The organism is Paenibacillus sp. sptzw28, from assembly GCF_019550795.1.
Taxonomy (GTDB): Bacteria; Bacillota; Bacilli; order Paenibacillales; family Paenibacillaceae; genus Paenibacillus_Z.
This window is the reverse complement of sequence record NZ_CP080545.1, coordinates 5,427,794-5,442,288: the sequence shown is the minus strand read 5'-3', so window position 1 is coordinate 5,442,288 and position 14,495 is coordinate 5,427,794. Positions and strand designations below refer to the sequence as shown.

13 protein-coding genes and 3 pseudogenes are annotated in these 14,495 nt (G+C 48.2%); 7 read left to right on the top strand and 9 right to left on the bottom strand.

Going from position 1 to position 14,495, the window contains the following annotated elements; genetic code table 11:
* Positions 1–251 precede the first annotated feature (251 nt).
* Together KZ483_RS25275 and KZ483_RS25270 are read left to right on the top strand one after the other, a co-directional pair.
* Positions 252–491: pseudogene (locus KZ483_RS25275) on the top strand (transposase); the annotation flags it as partial.
* 452 nt (positions 492–943) lie between these two features.
* Positions 944–1,633: a hypothetical protein gene (locus tag KZ483_RS25270; RefSeq protein WP_220350298.1), complete on the top strand. Its 690-nt coding sequence runs from the start codon at positions 944–946 to the stop codon at positions 1,631–1,633.
* A gap of 41 nt (positions 1,634–1,674) precedes the next feature.
* On the opposite strand, the gene KZ483_RS25265 is transcribed toward KZ483_RS25270, so the two are convergent.
* From KZ483_RS25265 to KZ483_RS25250, 4 genes are read right to left on the bottom strand one after another with little or no spacing between them, the layout of a single operon-like run.
* Positions 1,675–1,893, bottom strand: a complete 219-nt coding sequence (locus KZ483_RS25265) for a hypothetical protein (protein WP_220350297.1) — start codon at positions 1,891–1,893, stop codon at positions 1,675–1,677.
* On the bottom strand, positions 1,890–3,074 hold the full coding sequence (locus tag KZ483_RS25260; protein ID WP_220350296.1) for a Ger(x)C family spore germination protein: 1,185 nt from the start codon (positions 3,072–3,074) through the stop codon (positions 1,890–1,892). The genes KZ483_RS25265 and KZ483_RS25260 overlap by 4 nt, the downstream gene beginning before the upstream one ends.
* Positions 3,071–4,177, bottom strand: a complete 1,107-nt coding sequence (locus KZ483_RS25255; protein WP_220350295.1) for a GerAB/ArcD/ProY family transporter — start codon at positions 4,175–4,177, stop codon at positions 3,071–3,073. Before KZ483_RS25255 ends, KZ483_RS25260 begins: the two co-directional genes overlap by 4 nt.
* Before the next feature lie 33 nt (positions 4,178–4,210).
* Positions 4,211–5,800: a spore germination protein gene (locus KZ483_RS25250; protein ID WP_220350294.1), complete on the bottom strand. Its 1,590-nt coding sequence runs from the start codon at positions 5,798–5,800 to the stop codon at positions 4,211–4,213.
* Positions 5,801–6,031: 231 nt separating this feature from the next.
* Here KZ483_RS25250 and KZ483_RS25245 point away from each other — a divergent pair, with 231 nt between their 5' ends.
* Positions 6,032–6,853, top strand: coding sequence for a S8 family peptidase (locus KZ483_RS25245; protein ID WP_220350293.1), 822 nt, complete (start codon positions 6,032–6,034; stop codon positions 6,851–6,853).
* Between the two features lie 298 nt (positions 6,854–7,151).
* Here the strand turns inward: KZ483_RS25245 and KZ483_RS25240 are convergent, their stop codons facing one another.
* Together KZ483_RS25240 and KZ483_RS25235 are read right to left on the bottom strand one after the other, a co-directional pair.
* Positions 7,152–7,310 (bottom strand): hypothetical protein, encoded by a 159-nt coding sequence (locus tag KZ483_RS25240; RefSeq protein ID WP_258881415.1) that lies wholly within the window; start codon positions 7,308–7,310, stop codon positions 7,152–7,154.
* 64 nt (positions 7,311–7,374) lie between these two features.
* Complete coding sequence (locus KZ483_RS25235; RefSeq protein WP_220350292.1) at positions 7,375–7,827, bottom strand: hypothetical protein; 453 nt, start codon at positions 7,825–7,827, stop codon at positions 7,375–7,377.
* A gap of 89 nt (positions 7,828–7,916) precedes the next feature.
* Here KZ483_RS25235 and KZ483_RS25230 point away from each other — a divergent pair, with 89 nt between their 5' ends.
* On the top strand, positions 7,917–8,378 hold the full coding sequence (locus KZ483_RS25230; protein ID WP_258881414.1) for an Lrp/AsnC family transcriptional regulator: 462 nt from the start codon (positions 7,917–7,919) through the stop codon (positions 8,376–8,378).
* Between the two features lie 34 nt (positions 8,379–8,412).
* On the opposite strand, the gene KZ483_RS25225 is transcribed toward KZ483_RS25230, so the two are convergent.
* On the bottom strand, positions 8,413–9,216 hold the full coding sequence (locus KZ483_RS25225; protein WP_220350291.1) for a WYL domain-containing protein: 804 nt from the start codon (positions 9,214–9,216) through the stop codon (positions 8,413–8,415).
* On the bottom strand, positions 9,191–10,519 hold the full coding sequence (locus tag KZ483_RS25220) for a helix-turn-helix transcriptional regulator (protein ID WP_220350290.1): 1,329 nt from the start codon (positions 10,517–10,519) through the stop codon (positions 9,191–9,193). The genes KZ483_RS25225 and KZ483_RS25220 overlap by 26 nt, the downstream gene beginning before the upstream one ends.
* A 209-nt stretch (positions 10,520–10,728) precedes the next feature.
* On the opposite strand from KZ483_RS25220, the pseudogene KZ483_RS25215 reads away from it, so the two are divergent.
* Positions 10,729–12,149: pseudogene (locus KZ483_RS25215) on the top strand (RtcB family protein).
* Between the two features lie 608 nt (positions 12,150–12,757).
* Positions 12,758–12,997 (top strand): annotated as a pseudogene (locus tag KZ483_RS25210) (slipin family protein); the annotation flags it as partial.
* A gap of 140 nt (positions 12,998–13,137) precedes the next feature.
* On the opposite strand, the gene KZ483_RS25205 reads toward KZ483_RS25210, so the two are convergent.
* Positions 13,138–13,320: an IDEAL domain-containing protein gene (locus tag KZ483_RS25205; protein WP_220350289.1), complete on the bottom strand. Its 183-nt coding sequence runs from the start codon at positions 13,318–13,320 to the stop codon at positions 13,138–13,140.
* 104 nt (positions 13,321–13,424) lie between these two features.
* Between KZ483_RS25205 and KZ483_RS25200 the strand changes: the two genes are divergently transcribed.
* A complete protein-coding gene (locus tag KZ483_RS25200) occupies positions 13,425–14,207 on the top strand; it encodes a nucleotidyltransferase domain-containing protein (protein WP_220350288.1) in 783 nt (260 codons plus the stop codon).
* Positions 14,208–14,495 lie beyond the last annotated feature (288 nt).

Here is a 14,495-nt window from a genome sequence, read left to right as displayed (position 1 = left end):
GCTGTCCCATAAGTCATCAAAGATGACGTGGGCGGCCCCTTCGTTTAAATCTTGAAAAACAAATGGTCAAACACAGTTAACTGCGCAGTCGAATGTTCTTACGATCGCTGTTGTTCGGGGATTCCTTGAATGGATTAGCTAAGGTGGGAATCCCCTCACAAAGGCGACCGCTGACGCTTCTCCAAAATCATTCGACCTGCTCCGTTTTGGTTTAACCTCATTCTCAATATTGAACACAAAAAGAAGCCATTCAGATTGCCAAAGCCGTCCGTGAGAACATCATGTTCATGTGGCTGGCTGCTAGACAGCGTCCAGACTTCCGGACCATTAACCGCTTTCGTTCCTAACGTATGAAGGACGTCTTGGAGTCCGTCTTTACGGCCGTCCTCCAGTTTCTTGCCGAAGAAAACTACGTGAAGCTCGAGCATTACTTCATGGAAGGAACGAAGATTGAAGCCAATGCCAACCGGTATACCTTTGTCTGGGGAAAGCCGTCGTGAAGAGAACCGGAAAGCGTATTTGGTCAAAGCAAGAACAACCGGGGATTTCGGGCGATTCCCGCTTCGAGGCTTGCCGAAAGTAAGCCTTGAGGTCGGTTGACTTTCCCTTGCCCACAATCTGCTGAAGAAAGCAGCGGAGGACCAAAAAAGAAAAATGGCTGCGCTGGTTTAAGGACCAGCATAGCCATTTTTCTTGTATAAAGAAGCGTTAGGTTGGGTTAAACCGATTTGATTCTACCCTTTTGAGACGGCCTCTTTATATTTCCGGGCCTATGCGCAACAAACATCCGTACTCTACGCTTGGCTGCGGTCATAAGGTCAAAAGAGTTGACCCGATTTAGTCAATTCAATGAGTTGATTCTGTTTGATGCGAGCTTTAGAGTTTATAGTAGAGCGTTACGCTTGGATGAGAATAGAGGAATAACTTTGCGAGGAGGGCTCCTATGCTGCCTGATTTGTTAATGGAATGTGTACACAGGGAAACGCGCGGAACAATGAAACTAAATCTGGATGACATGAGCCGGCTTGAACAGTTCAACCCGTTTATAATCCAATCTCAAAGTGACCCAAGCCATGTGCTGCTGAATTTCCATTCCGATTCCTACATTGCTCCTATTCTCAGGGAACAGGATGCGGTGCTTATTGATTTTGCACCAGTCAGGCGAATCCGAATGCAAGAAATCGAGCAGCTGTCCGCCATGTACAATAACCGGATCTACACCCTATACGCATTCGCATTCATGTTCAGCTATGAAGAAAAGGAAATGATTTTATCATGGGCGCAGCAGCTGCCCACTCCGCCGACGTTTAACCGCGAACAGACGAAAGCATTGCTGGAAGAGGCCTTGGAGCTTGAAGCGGAAGGATCATATTTTGCCTTCTCAAGCGTTTTTCACCCCGCTCAGCTAATAGAGTTATTTTACGGTAAACAGAAAATCGCCACTGCTGTAGGCGGACATTCGTTTGTGATGATCATCCCCGTTGAGAAGAAATGGAAATTGCAGCTTCGTAAGAACAAAAATCAGCCGAAAGACGATTTCGAAATCTTGCGCAGTCTGCTCTCCGTGTATAAAGAAGAGGTAGTCTATCTGGAGAATTACTTCCAGAAAAACGAGCTTAGGATTATAGTCTGATTTGTAACTGCATGATGCGATTCACATCTGCTCAGTTCCTACTACTCCATCATCTTCCCGAGCGGCTTGAACATCGATGTAATCCATGTGACCGGTCCCGTCATTACCGGCAGGTCAAATAAGGAAAGAGCCCACCCGGCAAGCATCATTACGGCAAAGGCGGCTTTATCTTTTGGCGGGTTCTTTTTTATTCTGTGCCATTCATACAAGAAGATCAAGGCAACGATTATCGTAACGCCGATTATTCTTTCCCACCTCATTTTTTGATCACCTTATCCTCCGGAAGTCCGGCAGGATCCGTGATTAACCCGGGCCGGCGTATATAGGAATCGAGATCGAACTTCACTTCAACCTTCGGAAATTCCGTATCCCAGCGGTCTTGTACTTTCGCCCACTGTTTGGGATATTTCCGGTGGAACTCTTCCGCAAAACCGAAAACGTCAGCCTTAAACCCTTTCTGTATCTGGTGAAGAGCAAGCTCCATACGGTCACGGATATCTTCCTTCATATTTCTTTCCAGGATTTTTAAAATCCTGGCATCTGCGACGTTGTAACGAGTTCCGTTTTGTATCACATCGCCTTCGGTCCTGATTTGCACAATCATCTTCATGTTACCCTTCTCAATTTGAGGTATCAGCTTTGTGGATTCCCGAATCGGATTCAGCGAAACAAAACCTCCCAGTTCTTTTATGGGGACCGTGACAGTTGTGACATGGATTTCTTCCCGCAACCACATCAGGCCCTTTGTTTTCTTCAGGGAGAGTTCGCCGACCATTTCCCCCCCCCTGAGGATGGAAGTGCCTGTTATATATGGAATGGTCTCCAATGGTTTTTCCCCCCTTCTACTCTTCAAAATATCAATCATCGGGAGGGCTGCTGCATGGGACAGACTGGTCAGCATTCCATTCAAGTCCTTTAATGTGACCTTCATCCCCAAACGCAAGTCAGACATCTCCCGAATCACTTCCGAAGAGGCCCGTTCAAGGGGAGGAATCAATTCCAGTGTTTTTGACGCCTTCCCCTTGCTGACAAACATATTGGCTCTTTCCCGAACTTCCGGATAGCGGAGCAGAAAATCCATGAAGGTCTGAATCCCGGTTCTGGCTGCCTCTTCACCAAAAACAATGACCTTGCAGTGTCCCCAAAATAATCTGCGCGGCAGCTTTGACTGAAGCTGGGCCATGGCATCCGATATGTTGTTTCCGGCCCCGGATCTTACAAGCGTCATTTTAGCTCCTCCGGCACCGCCGCCCCCCGTTCCTGCGCCGCCAAACGCCCGGGGAATAAAAATTTGTACCGACATTTCAATCTGCTTGTCGTTCTTTCGGTCAATTGCCGCTCCCAATATAATTGCCACATCGTTTACTTCAGTTCTATCCCAACAGCCGGAAAGCAGGAGGACCATGGCGCAAAGGAGTAGAAGCGGCAATCTTTTTCTCATCCGGGCCGATCCTCCTTCGGCATTCTGGTCCTCTTCCGAAGCAAGGCAATGATGAGGAGCAGAATCGGGATGGCAATATTGATTAATAACATATAAAATGGGCTGGATTGTACAAAAAAACGAGACAGTTCAGCCAAATTGGGCAGGTCCCAAAAACTGAATATCACCGAAAAATATGCAATCGGAATCACGATCGGCCGATAATCGGACAGGTTCAGCCATTGAGCGAACCCAAGTGAGGTCGCATATAGATGAAAGGATAATTTAACAAATACCCCAAATGCCCACATCACTATAATAATCGACTCCAAATTCTCGAAAAAATCGGCTTTACTGATATACCGGGCGGCATTCATGAACGGGTAAACAAATCGGCTTAAATTACCCCCGTATAAGGAAAGCGTAATCAGATTCGTCGCAACCAATGTCAGCAGCACAGACAATGCAGAGAGCATGCTCCATTTCATCGCTTTCTCCCCGTTCGTTAAGAAAGGAAGGATGAACGTAATCATAAAAAGCTCCGCAAACCATGCTTGCGGCAGCATAGCTCCCTTGATCGAAGGCAGTATTCCATGCTCCATAACCGGAAAAATATTTTTGAAATCCACGTCAGTGACAAGCATCAGAATAATGAAGATCAGAGGAAGGACAATCAAGGGAAAGAACATCTGAGCCGTTCTTCCAAGAATTTCTATCCCTCCCTGTGTAGCGGAGACGCAGAGCAGGACCATGACTGACATGACTACACTGATGGGTGTATGCGGCAGAAAGACACCTATAATAAATTCCGCATATTGCCGGATAACGGCGCCATTGATTTGCAAATAAAAGAACAGAATGACAAGCCCGATAATTTTACCCGGAACGAAGCCGACAATACGCACGCTATATTGGATAACGCTCTCCTTTGGATACAGCTTATGAAGCTTATAGGCCAGATACGCCGCAAGAAAGCCGATGAGTGAAGCCCATATCGGCGAGATCCACACATCGTTCTTTGCGTATTTCGCGGTAATGCTCGAAAGGGTAAGAATAGCAGTGGCTATAATTGTCGGATAAAGTATGACTCCCATTTGGAGGGCAGAAATTTTTCCTTTTTCCATCTGTGTACCCACCTCTGCTCATAATCACGCTTCTTATGTTTCGTTTCCCTTGGACGGACCGGGCATTTGTCCGGGAGCCTGCCGGTATTTGTCATCATTGCCAGTCAGATGCGGTCGTACGTCCATCATCCACAAAGGGGATCTTGCGAGCACATCTTTCACCTCGCGTCTCTTCATCGGAGCGAGAGGGGTCAAATAAGGAACACCGAAGGAACGCAGCTTGCATAAATGGATGACAACGGCGATAATTCCCACCATAATCCCCAGCAAGCCGAGCGTCCCCGCCAGAAAAATAATCGGAAATCGCAGGATCCGGATCGATATCGCTGCGATGTAGCGGGGCATCATGAAAGAAGAAATTCCCGTAATGGCCACCACCATGACCATCGGGACGGAAACCAGACCGGCCTGAACCGCCGCTTGCCCAATAACCAATGCTCCAACGATACTGACCGCGGAACCAACCTGTTTCGGCAGTCTGGCCCCCGCTTCACGGAGTCCTTCGAAGGATGCCTCCATCAAGAGCGCTTCAATCAGCGCCGTAAAAGGAACCCCTTCACGGGATGCCGCTATACTGAGCAGCAGAGAGGTAGGGATCATCTCATAATGATATGTAAGGATGGCCACATAAAACGATGGAAGCAGGAGTGCGACTCCGACGAAGAAATAGCGCATCCAGCGAATAAAGGTACTGACCATGAACCGCTGATAATAATCCTCTGCCGACTGAAGCAAGGAAAACAAGCCCGTCGGTGCAATGATAACAAAGGGAGTTCCGTTGATAAGAATTGCCACTCGCCCTTCCAGCAAGCTGGCGCAGGCCACATCCGGCCGTTCTGTCGTCAGGATCTGCGGGAAAGGGGAAAACGGATTATCTTCAATCATTTCCTCGATGTAGCTGCTTTCCAGAATACCGTCGACCTTGATTCGCTTCAGCCGATTTTCGACCTCTTCAATCAGCGTTTTATCGGCAATTCCTTCAATATAAGCCATCACCACTTGAGTCTGGGTGTAGCTTCCGATTAGCATGGATTTCATCTTCAAGGCAGGGCTTTTGATAATACGCCGCAATTGAGAGGTATTCACCGCCAATGTTTCGGTAAACCCCTCTCGCGGTCCCCTGATCGTTCCTTCAGCTATCGGCTCATCGATGCCGCGCTTCTCCCATTTGTTCAGACCTAGTGAAAGTCCGCGATTGTCTCCTTCATACAGCAGGATGGGACTGCCTGACGAGACAAATTCAATGCATTGTTCTATCGTCTTGATTTCCGACACCTTCGAAACCGAGACGATGTTATCCGATATTTGTTTAAGGGTGAGCGAGTCGCCCGTGGATTCCCGCATCAGCGGCGCAATCACATATTCATCAATTCCCCTGATGTCGGAGAGGCCTTCGATATAAACCAGCAGCGCCGGGGTCTTGTCTCCGATCATAAACGAACGGAAGACGACATCCGAACAACCGGCATACATAGAGCGAAGAGCCGCTCTATTTTCATTCAAATCATTGAGAAGAGGATGCTCAGGCTCAGCATTTTGTTCTGCTCTTTGTCTTTGAGGGGGTTCTTCCTTCTTTGTCTTGCTGGACTTAAGAAATCTTTGCAAGTTGCGTATCAACTTCATCCGCCTCGCTTATCCTCGGGTGAACTGCTTTTCTTCCGAAAGTTTAATATTGGAAATATTTTAACCCCTTTGGCTGTTTTTTATTACGAACAAGTTAACGCAAATGAGAAATAGCGGGGGTTGTCTGGTTTTGGACTGAAAAATAAGGACAGCCGAGGGTTCGGCTGTCCTAGACAAATCTATGGGTATGCGCGGGCATCCAGTTTGTGTTGCAATATTATAGCCCATCGTATGCCAATTGCCAAACGCCACGGAACGCATGCTGCAGGAACGATTGGCGCCATAGCGAACAACGCCGGTGTTGTCGGAGTTGCCCCCGAAGTCAAGCTGCTGGTTATCAAGGTGTTGGAGGGCAGCGGTTCGGGAAGCGACCAGTCCATTATTAGCGCAATCCGATACGCCATACAGTGGAGAGGTACAAGCGGGGAAAAAGTTCGTGCCATTTCCATGTCATTAGGCGGCCCGGAAGATATTCCCGAACTCCACAGCGCCATTAAAGATGCGGTTGCCAATAATATTTTGGTCATTTGCGCGTCCGGAAATGAAGGAGACGGAAATCCGGACACGATCGAAAAATCGTATCCCGGCGCATACCCGGAGATGGTTGAAGTCGGAGCTGTCGATGTGAACGGAAGCCCTGCATCGTTCACGAATACAAACAGCGAAGTCGACCTTGTCGGACCCGGAGTCAATATTTTATCCACCTATCCGAACAATCGGTATGCGACACTTTCCGGAACGTCGATGGCTACGCCTCATATATCCGGAGGCGCCGCCGTTCTCATCCACAAGCTGGAACGGGAATATGGACGGGAATTAAGCGAGGCTGAAGTCTACGCGCAAGTGGTCAAGCATACCCGTGAGTTAGGGCTCGACAAACGCGTTGAAGGCAACGGTATGCTGGATTTGACCGCAGTTTCGCAGCAGCAGCCATCCGTACTTCCGGATACGATAACGGTTCGTAAGTATACAAAGGGATATGCAGTTGTCGCAGGATACTTCGACACCAAAGAGGAAGCGGATATGTTCGCCGAACAAGTGAGAAAAATATAGGGATAAGGTTAATTAAGATATAGCCGCTTGTCTCCCGGTCGGGAAACAGGCGGCTTTATGTTGTCAACGATGGCGGTAATCCGGGGCTATGACTGGCAGTAGAGTGCCCTAACAAGTTAAAAAGGTATACAATTTTTACATTTTCGTGATTTCCGTTCTCATTTTAGTCATTTCAGTGTGTTAATTTGATTGACCTGAGCTTTACACTTTATAGTAGGCGTCCTCTATAAGACCACTTTGATCTTGGTTTGACAGCGTGATGCCATCGTGGTCACTTGAGAGCACAGGCTGCAAACAACTAAACACTCTCAACGTAACTTGCCAGTGCCTTGGCTGCCGATTCTGCCATCCGCCGCTTCAAGCTGCCGCCATCTACGATCCTCACACGCGTCCCAAGGAAACGTATTTTGGACAAAACATATTCGCTCTCGTTCGCAAGGAAATACGTACTGACCATAAACCGCTGTTAATAATCTTGTGCTGAGTGAAGCAAGGAAAACAAGCTCGTGTAATGTACAGAGTCAGTCGTTCACGATAGTCAGTTCCTTCGATACGCCAAAATTTTCCCAGTGGTTATTTTGTGCCAGAACAAGGCGTATTTGATTCGTTCCTTCATGCAAATTGTCCAGCGGATAAAGCTTCATGTCCGTGATCGGCCCTACTATTTTTCCGTCCAAGTAGTAATGGATATGGCCCTCCCCCGGGACCCGATCGCCTCCATAATTATTGTCCGTCAGCCGTAGATTAGTCATAACCTTAAGGTACTTCTTCCCTTTGATGGTTTGAACAAAAGCGTCCAAACGGTATTTCTTCTCCGGTCCATCATCCAAGGAACTCGCCGCCGAGTGGACTATTCCGTGGTTCTTGTGCATAGCGGCCTCGGTGCCGTCTGTGTTATCCGCTTGGGCCTGAATCGCGATAAAGACGGAGCCGAAGAGTAAAGAGGTGAAGAGAAGCGTATATCTCTTTTTCACTTGATAAACCTCCCATTCCAGATAATAATTAGATTTGAGGATCCTCAAGAATGATTTTAGTAGATATCGTTCTCATCATACATACGCTCATGAAAGTGTTTGGCATTTTGACTTTAGCCGTGAAAGGATGTCAAGGAATGATTGATCACATCGATATGAAAATCATACGCTGTCTTCAGGGAAACTCCAGAATACAATGGAAGCAGATCGGAGAAATTGTTCATATGTCCGGCGCGGCAGTTGCAAACCGGATTCAGCGGCTTGAAGATTTAGGGGTGATCGAAGGTTTCACCGTTAAATTGAACGAAAAACTGCTGGGAAACATCTACTGCGTATTTATCATCGTGATGATAAAGGATTACCAGCATACTAAGTTTCAGGATTTTATTAAAGAGCGGGAAGAGATCAAAGAAGCCCATCGTGTGAGTGGAGAACCGTGTTTTATTCTAAAGGTGGAAGTGCCAGAACATCAGCAGCTTTCCCGTCTATTGGATGAAATCCTGGTTTACGGTCATTATAAAATTAATATTTCGATCGGCCAATACAAATAAAGAAACGATTCACTTTACACGAGAGGGAAAACCACTAAAAACTCTCCCTGTACCTTGCCAATGCCTTGGCTGCGGATTCAGCCATCCGCCGTTTCAAGCTGCCGCCATCTACGATCCTCACGCGCGTGCCAAGGAATCGTATTTTGGACAGAACATATTCACTCTCATCCGCCAGGAAAGCAAGCTTAATCCGGTACGTGTCCGAGGAATCGTCATATGCCACTTCCTTCTCGAAGCAGGAGAAGGCATACAGAATCCGCGAGAGCTCCGGATTGTACGACCGAACGACTTCTACGACCGCTTGCTGTTTGCGAGATTCGAGAATCCCGGCGACTTTGTCTCTCATGCTCTCGGCAATGCCCGGCGGAAGGGTCCTTTCAGATACGGAGATGATGTTCTGCAATTTCGTGGACATAAATGTACGGTGACTTGTGTTATACCAGAGCAGGTACCATTCTCTCTTGACCATCGAGTACTCAAGCTTATACGGGAAGCCCCGGACCTCGTCATTGACTCGGCCGTTCTTGATGCTGAACGTCATTCGGATGCCTTCATTCCGCAAAATAATTCCGCGAAGCATGCGGAGAAGCGGGTGATACACCTGACGCTCCCGGCTTCTCGATTTCTCCATAATGACGTCCCTGATTTCCACCACCGGCTCCGGCTGCAATAGAGTCCGTAGTTTCTCAATTGTACCAGGGTCAAAAGCGTCCGCTGCAGCAGGATGCTCCAGCATGAGTTTGAGCCAGCCGCGTTCCTGAGAGGTTAATGCAATTGCCCCCGATTCTTCCAACCGGGAGATGACCTGATAGTTAAAGATTTTCTCGAACAGATGCATAGTAGGCTCCGATCTCCTTCCATTCCGCAATAAACTCCCGCCGCAGCCGGAGAGGCTCAAGCACCTCGCAGCTGGAACCAAAGCTGCGCAGCCACGGCTTGATTTCCGTGATGCCGTTCACTGTAATCTCGTAGATGAACGAAGCTTCGTCTTCCTCCGTAATCGTTCCCCACTGCCCCTGAAGCATAACGCGTTCCCGCACAAAATTAGCCGGCGCTCCTTCAGGATGATAAAATCTTGCCCGGATCTTCACCGGATGACCGGTATCCGTAACCCAGCTGTATTTCATCTTTTCCTCGATATCCTGCAGCTTTCGCGCAAATTCTTCTTCCGGGACAGTATCGCCTTCCTCGAACTCAGTCAAGCCTTCCATTCGGAACTTCATAATGCCCTGACGGGAATTGTGACCGATCAGATAGCACCGTCCGTATTGATGGTCATACACGACCCGCAGCGGCAGAACGGTTTCCAGAATGCCTTCCGTCTCGCGCTCGAACAGGGGATTCGTATTCTTCGAGGCATAGCTCTTTCGCTTCCTGGGAGGGAAGTACAGGAACCGCAGCTTCCGCCGATGCCGGATCGCGTGGAACACGGTGTACAAGTGCGCCTCATCCAGAATCCGCGAGAAATAATGATACTTGTATAAGAAGGGTTCAGAGTTAAAATCATCGTTTAAACTGCGAGCAGCCAATGACTTTTTCAAACTGTCCCGCAGCAAATAGCCTTGAACGGAAGGTACCTGCGTATTCGCCATCACATCGACGAAGTCGTAGAGATCGATGAGCTCGGCATCCGTCAGCTTCGTGAGGAGCTCGTTCTGTACCGTATAACGGTAGGGACGGCCGCCCGGTTCCCGCCGGATGACGCCTACTTCCTCCAAATATTTCAGGTCGGAACGAATCGTTTTCTCGTCGGGCAGCGGGACATCGGAAGGCAGTCCGCAGCAGCATACATCGAGCAACTCCATCGCGGTAAGAGTTTGTTCCTGCAGGGAGGTCAGGATCAGGCTGAGCCTGTGGCTTTCAGTCTCTTTAAGCGACTTGGCCCTGAAAAGAAACAGCAGCAGCGGATCCGCGGATTCGTAGTAATTGAAACGAAGCGATTCCGCAAATTCCTTACTCTCTTCCTGGGGCAGCCGCTGATACACCGAACTGACGACTTCCTTCAGGTACCGGAGCGTCTTGTCGAACGTATGGACGGAGATTCCGAGGCGTTCCGCAAATTGCTGCCGGTTATATGCGCCGCCGGTGAGGACAAGCATGCGCAGGAACTGAATCTCTTTATCGAAGCTCTCTCTTGCCACGGGCGTACCTCCTTTGCTGCTTGTCCCTCCTATTGTACAAGAGTTGGCAGATGTGGCAAATGGGAAAGTTTTTCCCCGTCGCCATACTTTCGCCATGTTCGCGGACCTGCAAATAAGCGAAAATAAGAGCATGAAGCCGGTCAGTACCGTAGGTTGCAGGTGGTGGCAGAGACCATCAAGAGCACTAGACCACATCGGAGGATAACATCATGGAAATCAAAGCAAAGACACACGGGAATAATCATCACGAAATCGAGTTAGAGCACGGGAACCTTCATGTATTTGCCAACTCGGATGTTTTCCAAACCTTTGAACCCAAAGTTTACGAAATGGCTGATAACAACCTTAGAATTCCGCGAAATGCTTATATGAGCTATACCCCTGACGCGCATGTGGGCATAGGAACTTGTATAGGGACAACGGCGGTTTGGAGCATGAAGGACGGCTTTGTTTCCCCATCCATTGTCGGTGTCGATATTGGCTGTGGGATGCGGGTGCACACTACGCCGCTGCACAAAAGGGACATTCAAGATAAAGCGGTACGAAGAACGCTTATTAAAGCGATTGAAAAATACGTTCCCACAAACGAGCGGACAAATACGCATTATGCTGATATCGATATTATGGATGTTGTACAACATGGCCTGAAGGGGCTACCTGGAGGATATGTCCCGGATGAGCAGTGGATGACTCACGTAGAGGAGTCCACCTTCAAGTTCGAGCATCGGTATCTTGACAATCTGCCGGCCAAAATCCTTAAGTATGCGCACGGACAATTAGGGACTCTCGGAGGCGGGAACCATTTTATCGAAATTCAATACCTGGAAATTGAGGAAGCCCACAAGGATGTAGCTGCCAAATGGGGATTGTTCGACGGTCAGGTTGTGGTTATGATTCACTCCGGTTCCCGCGCTTGGGGAGCTATGCTGGGTAAGGAGTTCACGAAGATATTCAGAGAAGCGATGTACAGCTGGGGTGTGGGAAATCCGGACCGGAATCTGATCTATGCGCCCATTGCGAGCAATGAAGGGCAGACCTACTTGAATCTTATGTATTCCGCTTTGAATTTTGCGGTCAGCAATAGACACATGATTGCGTTTGGTGTTCTTGTGAAGCTTTCAGAGAAGTGTTCGGGGCAGGTTTAGAAATGCCGGTGCTCTATGACCTGATGCATAACTATGCTCTGAAGGAGTTTCACCGAAACGAGCCGATGCTTGTTCACCGCAAGGGGGCGACAAGAGCGTTACCTCCGAATCATTTTCTCAATTCAGCCGCCTATAAGGAAACCGGACATCCTGCGCTAATACCGGGCTCAATGGGGACGTCATCCTACATCATGATTGGCAGAGAAGAAGGAATCAAGAACTTCTATTCCATCTGCCACGGCGCAGGAAGGGCAAGATCCAGAAGGGCTACCAAGGAGCTGGTTACCGTGGATCAATTCGAGCAATCCATGAAGGTCGGTACCGATGATGAAATCCTCGTTAACCATCGCTCTTTGCGAACAATACTCGATGAATGCCCGCAAGCGTATAAGGACGTCGATCAGATCATCGATAGTGTCGTTGGGGCATCATTGGCGGATGTAGTGGCCAAATGTAAACCAATGGCAGCCATAAAGGGAGTATGAGCCGGTAAGGATGAGAATGAACAGGTTCACTCATGGTGGTATACGTCAGTAGACGTTTTATCATAGATTAGGGTTTATGTACGGTTGGCTGTACCAAGGCTGGGACTTCATAATAGTTCCGCAGTGCTCGCACATGCTGTGTGCTTGTATACTGTACTGTCCATTCCGGCATAAATCCTCCAGCTGCAGGGGTTCGAATCCCCTATCGTGTGGAACGATTAGCTCAGTGGTAGAGCACTCGACTTTTAATCGAGCGAATTTAAGATGATGGACCTTAAGCCGGATTCCTCAGTGGCTCTCTAAGCACGCTGCTGCAGGGCTCTGCAATCCGTGGATACCGAAATAAGTAAGCGAGCTCGTCCGCTATTTAATGAAGTGAGCTGCGACAGGCTGCAGTTTGGCCGATTCTCTGTTCACCGACTATATAGCCGGATGCCGGGCTTCCTTAGTTCTTAAGCGAGATTCCGCTATTGCTGCAGGAGGAATCCTTCGTTAAGGTCACAAATCAAAAGGCAGGTTAGTAGACTGAGTTGATGCTTACGATGCCGCGTTTTTTCCGAAAACGCCTGAGGGGGGATTTACATGTTTAAAAAAATCACGATACAGACGCAGAGAAGAAGGCGCAGGCTATTATCATCACCCGCCGTGAAGAAACCGCGTCAACCCGCAGTCTGCTGAATACGGCGAAGCTCATGGATGAGAACCAGACGCTTTATCGCTTGAAAGAGCTTGAGTTTCTGGAGAAAATCTGTGAGAAAATCGGTACGATTTCACTTACCGGCGGCGGTAATTTGCTGGAACAGTTGAACTCGTTGCTGGGGGATAAGAGCGCGGGTAAAGTGCAGTGATTAGAAGAATCTTGGCTCCCAGCTGGTGGTACCTGCTGTGAAATATAAACAAACAATGATGTGGAAAAAGGCGCCTCTTTGACAATCGCAGAGAGGACGCCTTTTTCGCTAAAAGGTTATCCCGGTGTTACCGAAGAGCTTTAATATTTCCGCAGCTCCCGTAATTCATCCGTCAGCTTAATGAAAGCTTGCTTATCGCGATCCCGCAGCGCGTTGTCAATGGCCGCATTTAATTTCTGTTCCTTGTGTTTCCGCAGAGCTTCGTCAAGCGTCATCTCCGCAAACAAAGCGAGCATGACGTGGTTATACCCCAAGGTTTCCATTCATTCCAGCCCCCCTATTAAACTAGCAATACAATCAGTATTGCCAGTTCAGGGCAGAATATAATTAGAGTTTATCAATATTCATTGAATTAGGAGGGACAGCCATGTCTACTATTAAATCAATCATTCTACAAGAACTAAGCCGAATTGAGCAGGAGGAGCAGGTGCGCATCCTGTATGCTTGCGAATCCGGAAGCAGGGCATGGGGTTTCCCTTCGCAAGACAGCGACTACGATGTCAGACTTATCTATATTCGGCCGGTTGAATGGTACTTGTCTATCTTCGACAAACGAGATGTCATTGAGCGTCCTATCAGCGATATGCTTGATATCAACGGATGGGATTTACGCAAAGCGCTTAACTTGTTCCGCAAATCGAATCCGCCGCTGCTCGAATGGCTCCAATCACCGATCCGGTACGAAGAGAAATACACTGTGGCTGAACAGATTCGCCGTATATCTCCGCTTACCTTTTCGCCGAAATCGTGTATGTACCACTATCTCAATATGGCTAAGGGTAACTACCGGGACTACCTGCAGGGGGAACATGTCAAAATCAAAAAGTACTTCTACGTGCTGCGTCCTGTACTCGCTTGCGAATGGATTGAGCAATATGGCAGCATGCCGCCAATGGAGTTCGATGTTCTGGTGGATCGGTTAATTCCTGAGGATAGCGAACTGAAGCGGGTCGTGCAGAATCTGCTCGTTCGGAAGAAAGCGGGAGAAGAGCTGGATTACGAGCCGAGGCTGCATCCGATCAACGATTACCTCGAAGAGAGAATGGCTTCTTTGGAGCAAACGGCCGGGTCGATGAAAGCGGCAGAGTCCAGCCTGGATGACCGACTGGATTCGTTGTTTCGCTCTGCATTAGAAGAAGTGTGGGGTTAGATTATACATACTTATATATAATTTGTAATGGGCAGATATAGTTGGCTAAGCCAACTTGTCTATTCTAAAATTTGATGAATGCAGATCCCCGGATTCGGACTCTTGGCAGAACCTTCTTATTGGCTAGGAAAGAGTGTTTGATCTTCAGCAGAATCATCTGATTGGAATGATCCCCTATATATAGTTTCAAGACACGATTGTAACTACAAAGTGCCTCAACAAGTTGTGACTTTATACAACATAATCGTGTTTCGCGATTATGTTGTATAAAGTCTTTACCTCGTTAAT

Coding starts and splice junctions, on each gene's coding strand:
- KZ483_RS25270 (WP_220350298.1), top strand. CDS start 944: ATGCTGCCTGATTTGTTAATGGAATGTGTACACAGGGAAACGCGCGGA.
- KZ483_RS25265 (WP_220350297.1), bottom strand. CDS start 1,893: ATGAGGTGGGAAAGAATAATCGGCGTTACGATAATCGTTGCCTTGATC.
- KZ483_RS25260 (WP_220350296.1), bottom strand. CDS start 3,074: ATGAGAAAAAGATTGCCGCTTCTACTCCTTTGCGCCATGGTCCTCCTG.
- KZ483_RS25255 (WP_220350295.1), bottom strand. CDS start 4,177: ATGGAAAAAGGAAAAATTTCTGCCCTCCAAATGGGAGTCATACTTTAT.
- KZ483_RS25250 (WP_220350294.1), bottom strand. CDS start 5,800: ATGAAGTTGATACGCAACTTGCAAAGATTTCTTAAGTCCAGCAAGACA.
- KZ483_RS25245 (WP_220350293.1), top strand. CDS start 6,032: ATGCCAATTGCCAAACGCCACGGAACGCATGCTGCAGGAACGATTGGC.
- KZ483_RS25240 (WP_258881415.1), bottom strand. CDS start 7,310: ATGGTCAGTACGTATTTCCTTGCGAACGAGAGCGAATATGTTTTGTCC.
- KZ483_RS25230 (WP_258881414.1), top strand. CDS start 7,917: ATGAAAGTGTTTGGCATTTTGACTTTAGCCGTGAAAGGATGTCAAGGA.
- KZ483_RS25225 (WP_220350291.1), bottom strand. CDS start 9,216: ATGCATCTGTTCGAGAAAATCTTTAACTATCAGGTCATCTCCCGGTTG.
- KZ483_RS25205 (WP_220350289.1), bottom strand. CDS start 13,320: ATGGAAACCTTGGGGTATAACCACGTCATGCTCGCTTTGTTTGCGGAG.
- KZ483_RS25200 (WP_220350288.1), top strand. CDS start 13,425: ATGTCTACTATTAAATCAATCATTCTACAAGAACTAAGCCGAATTGAG.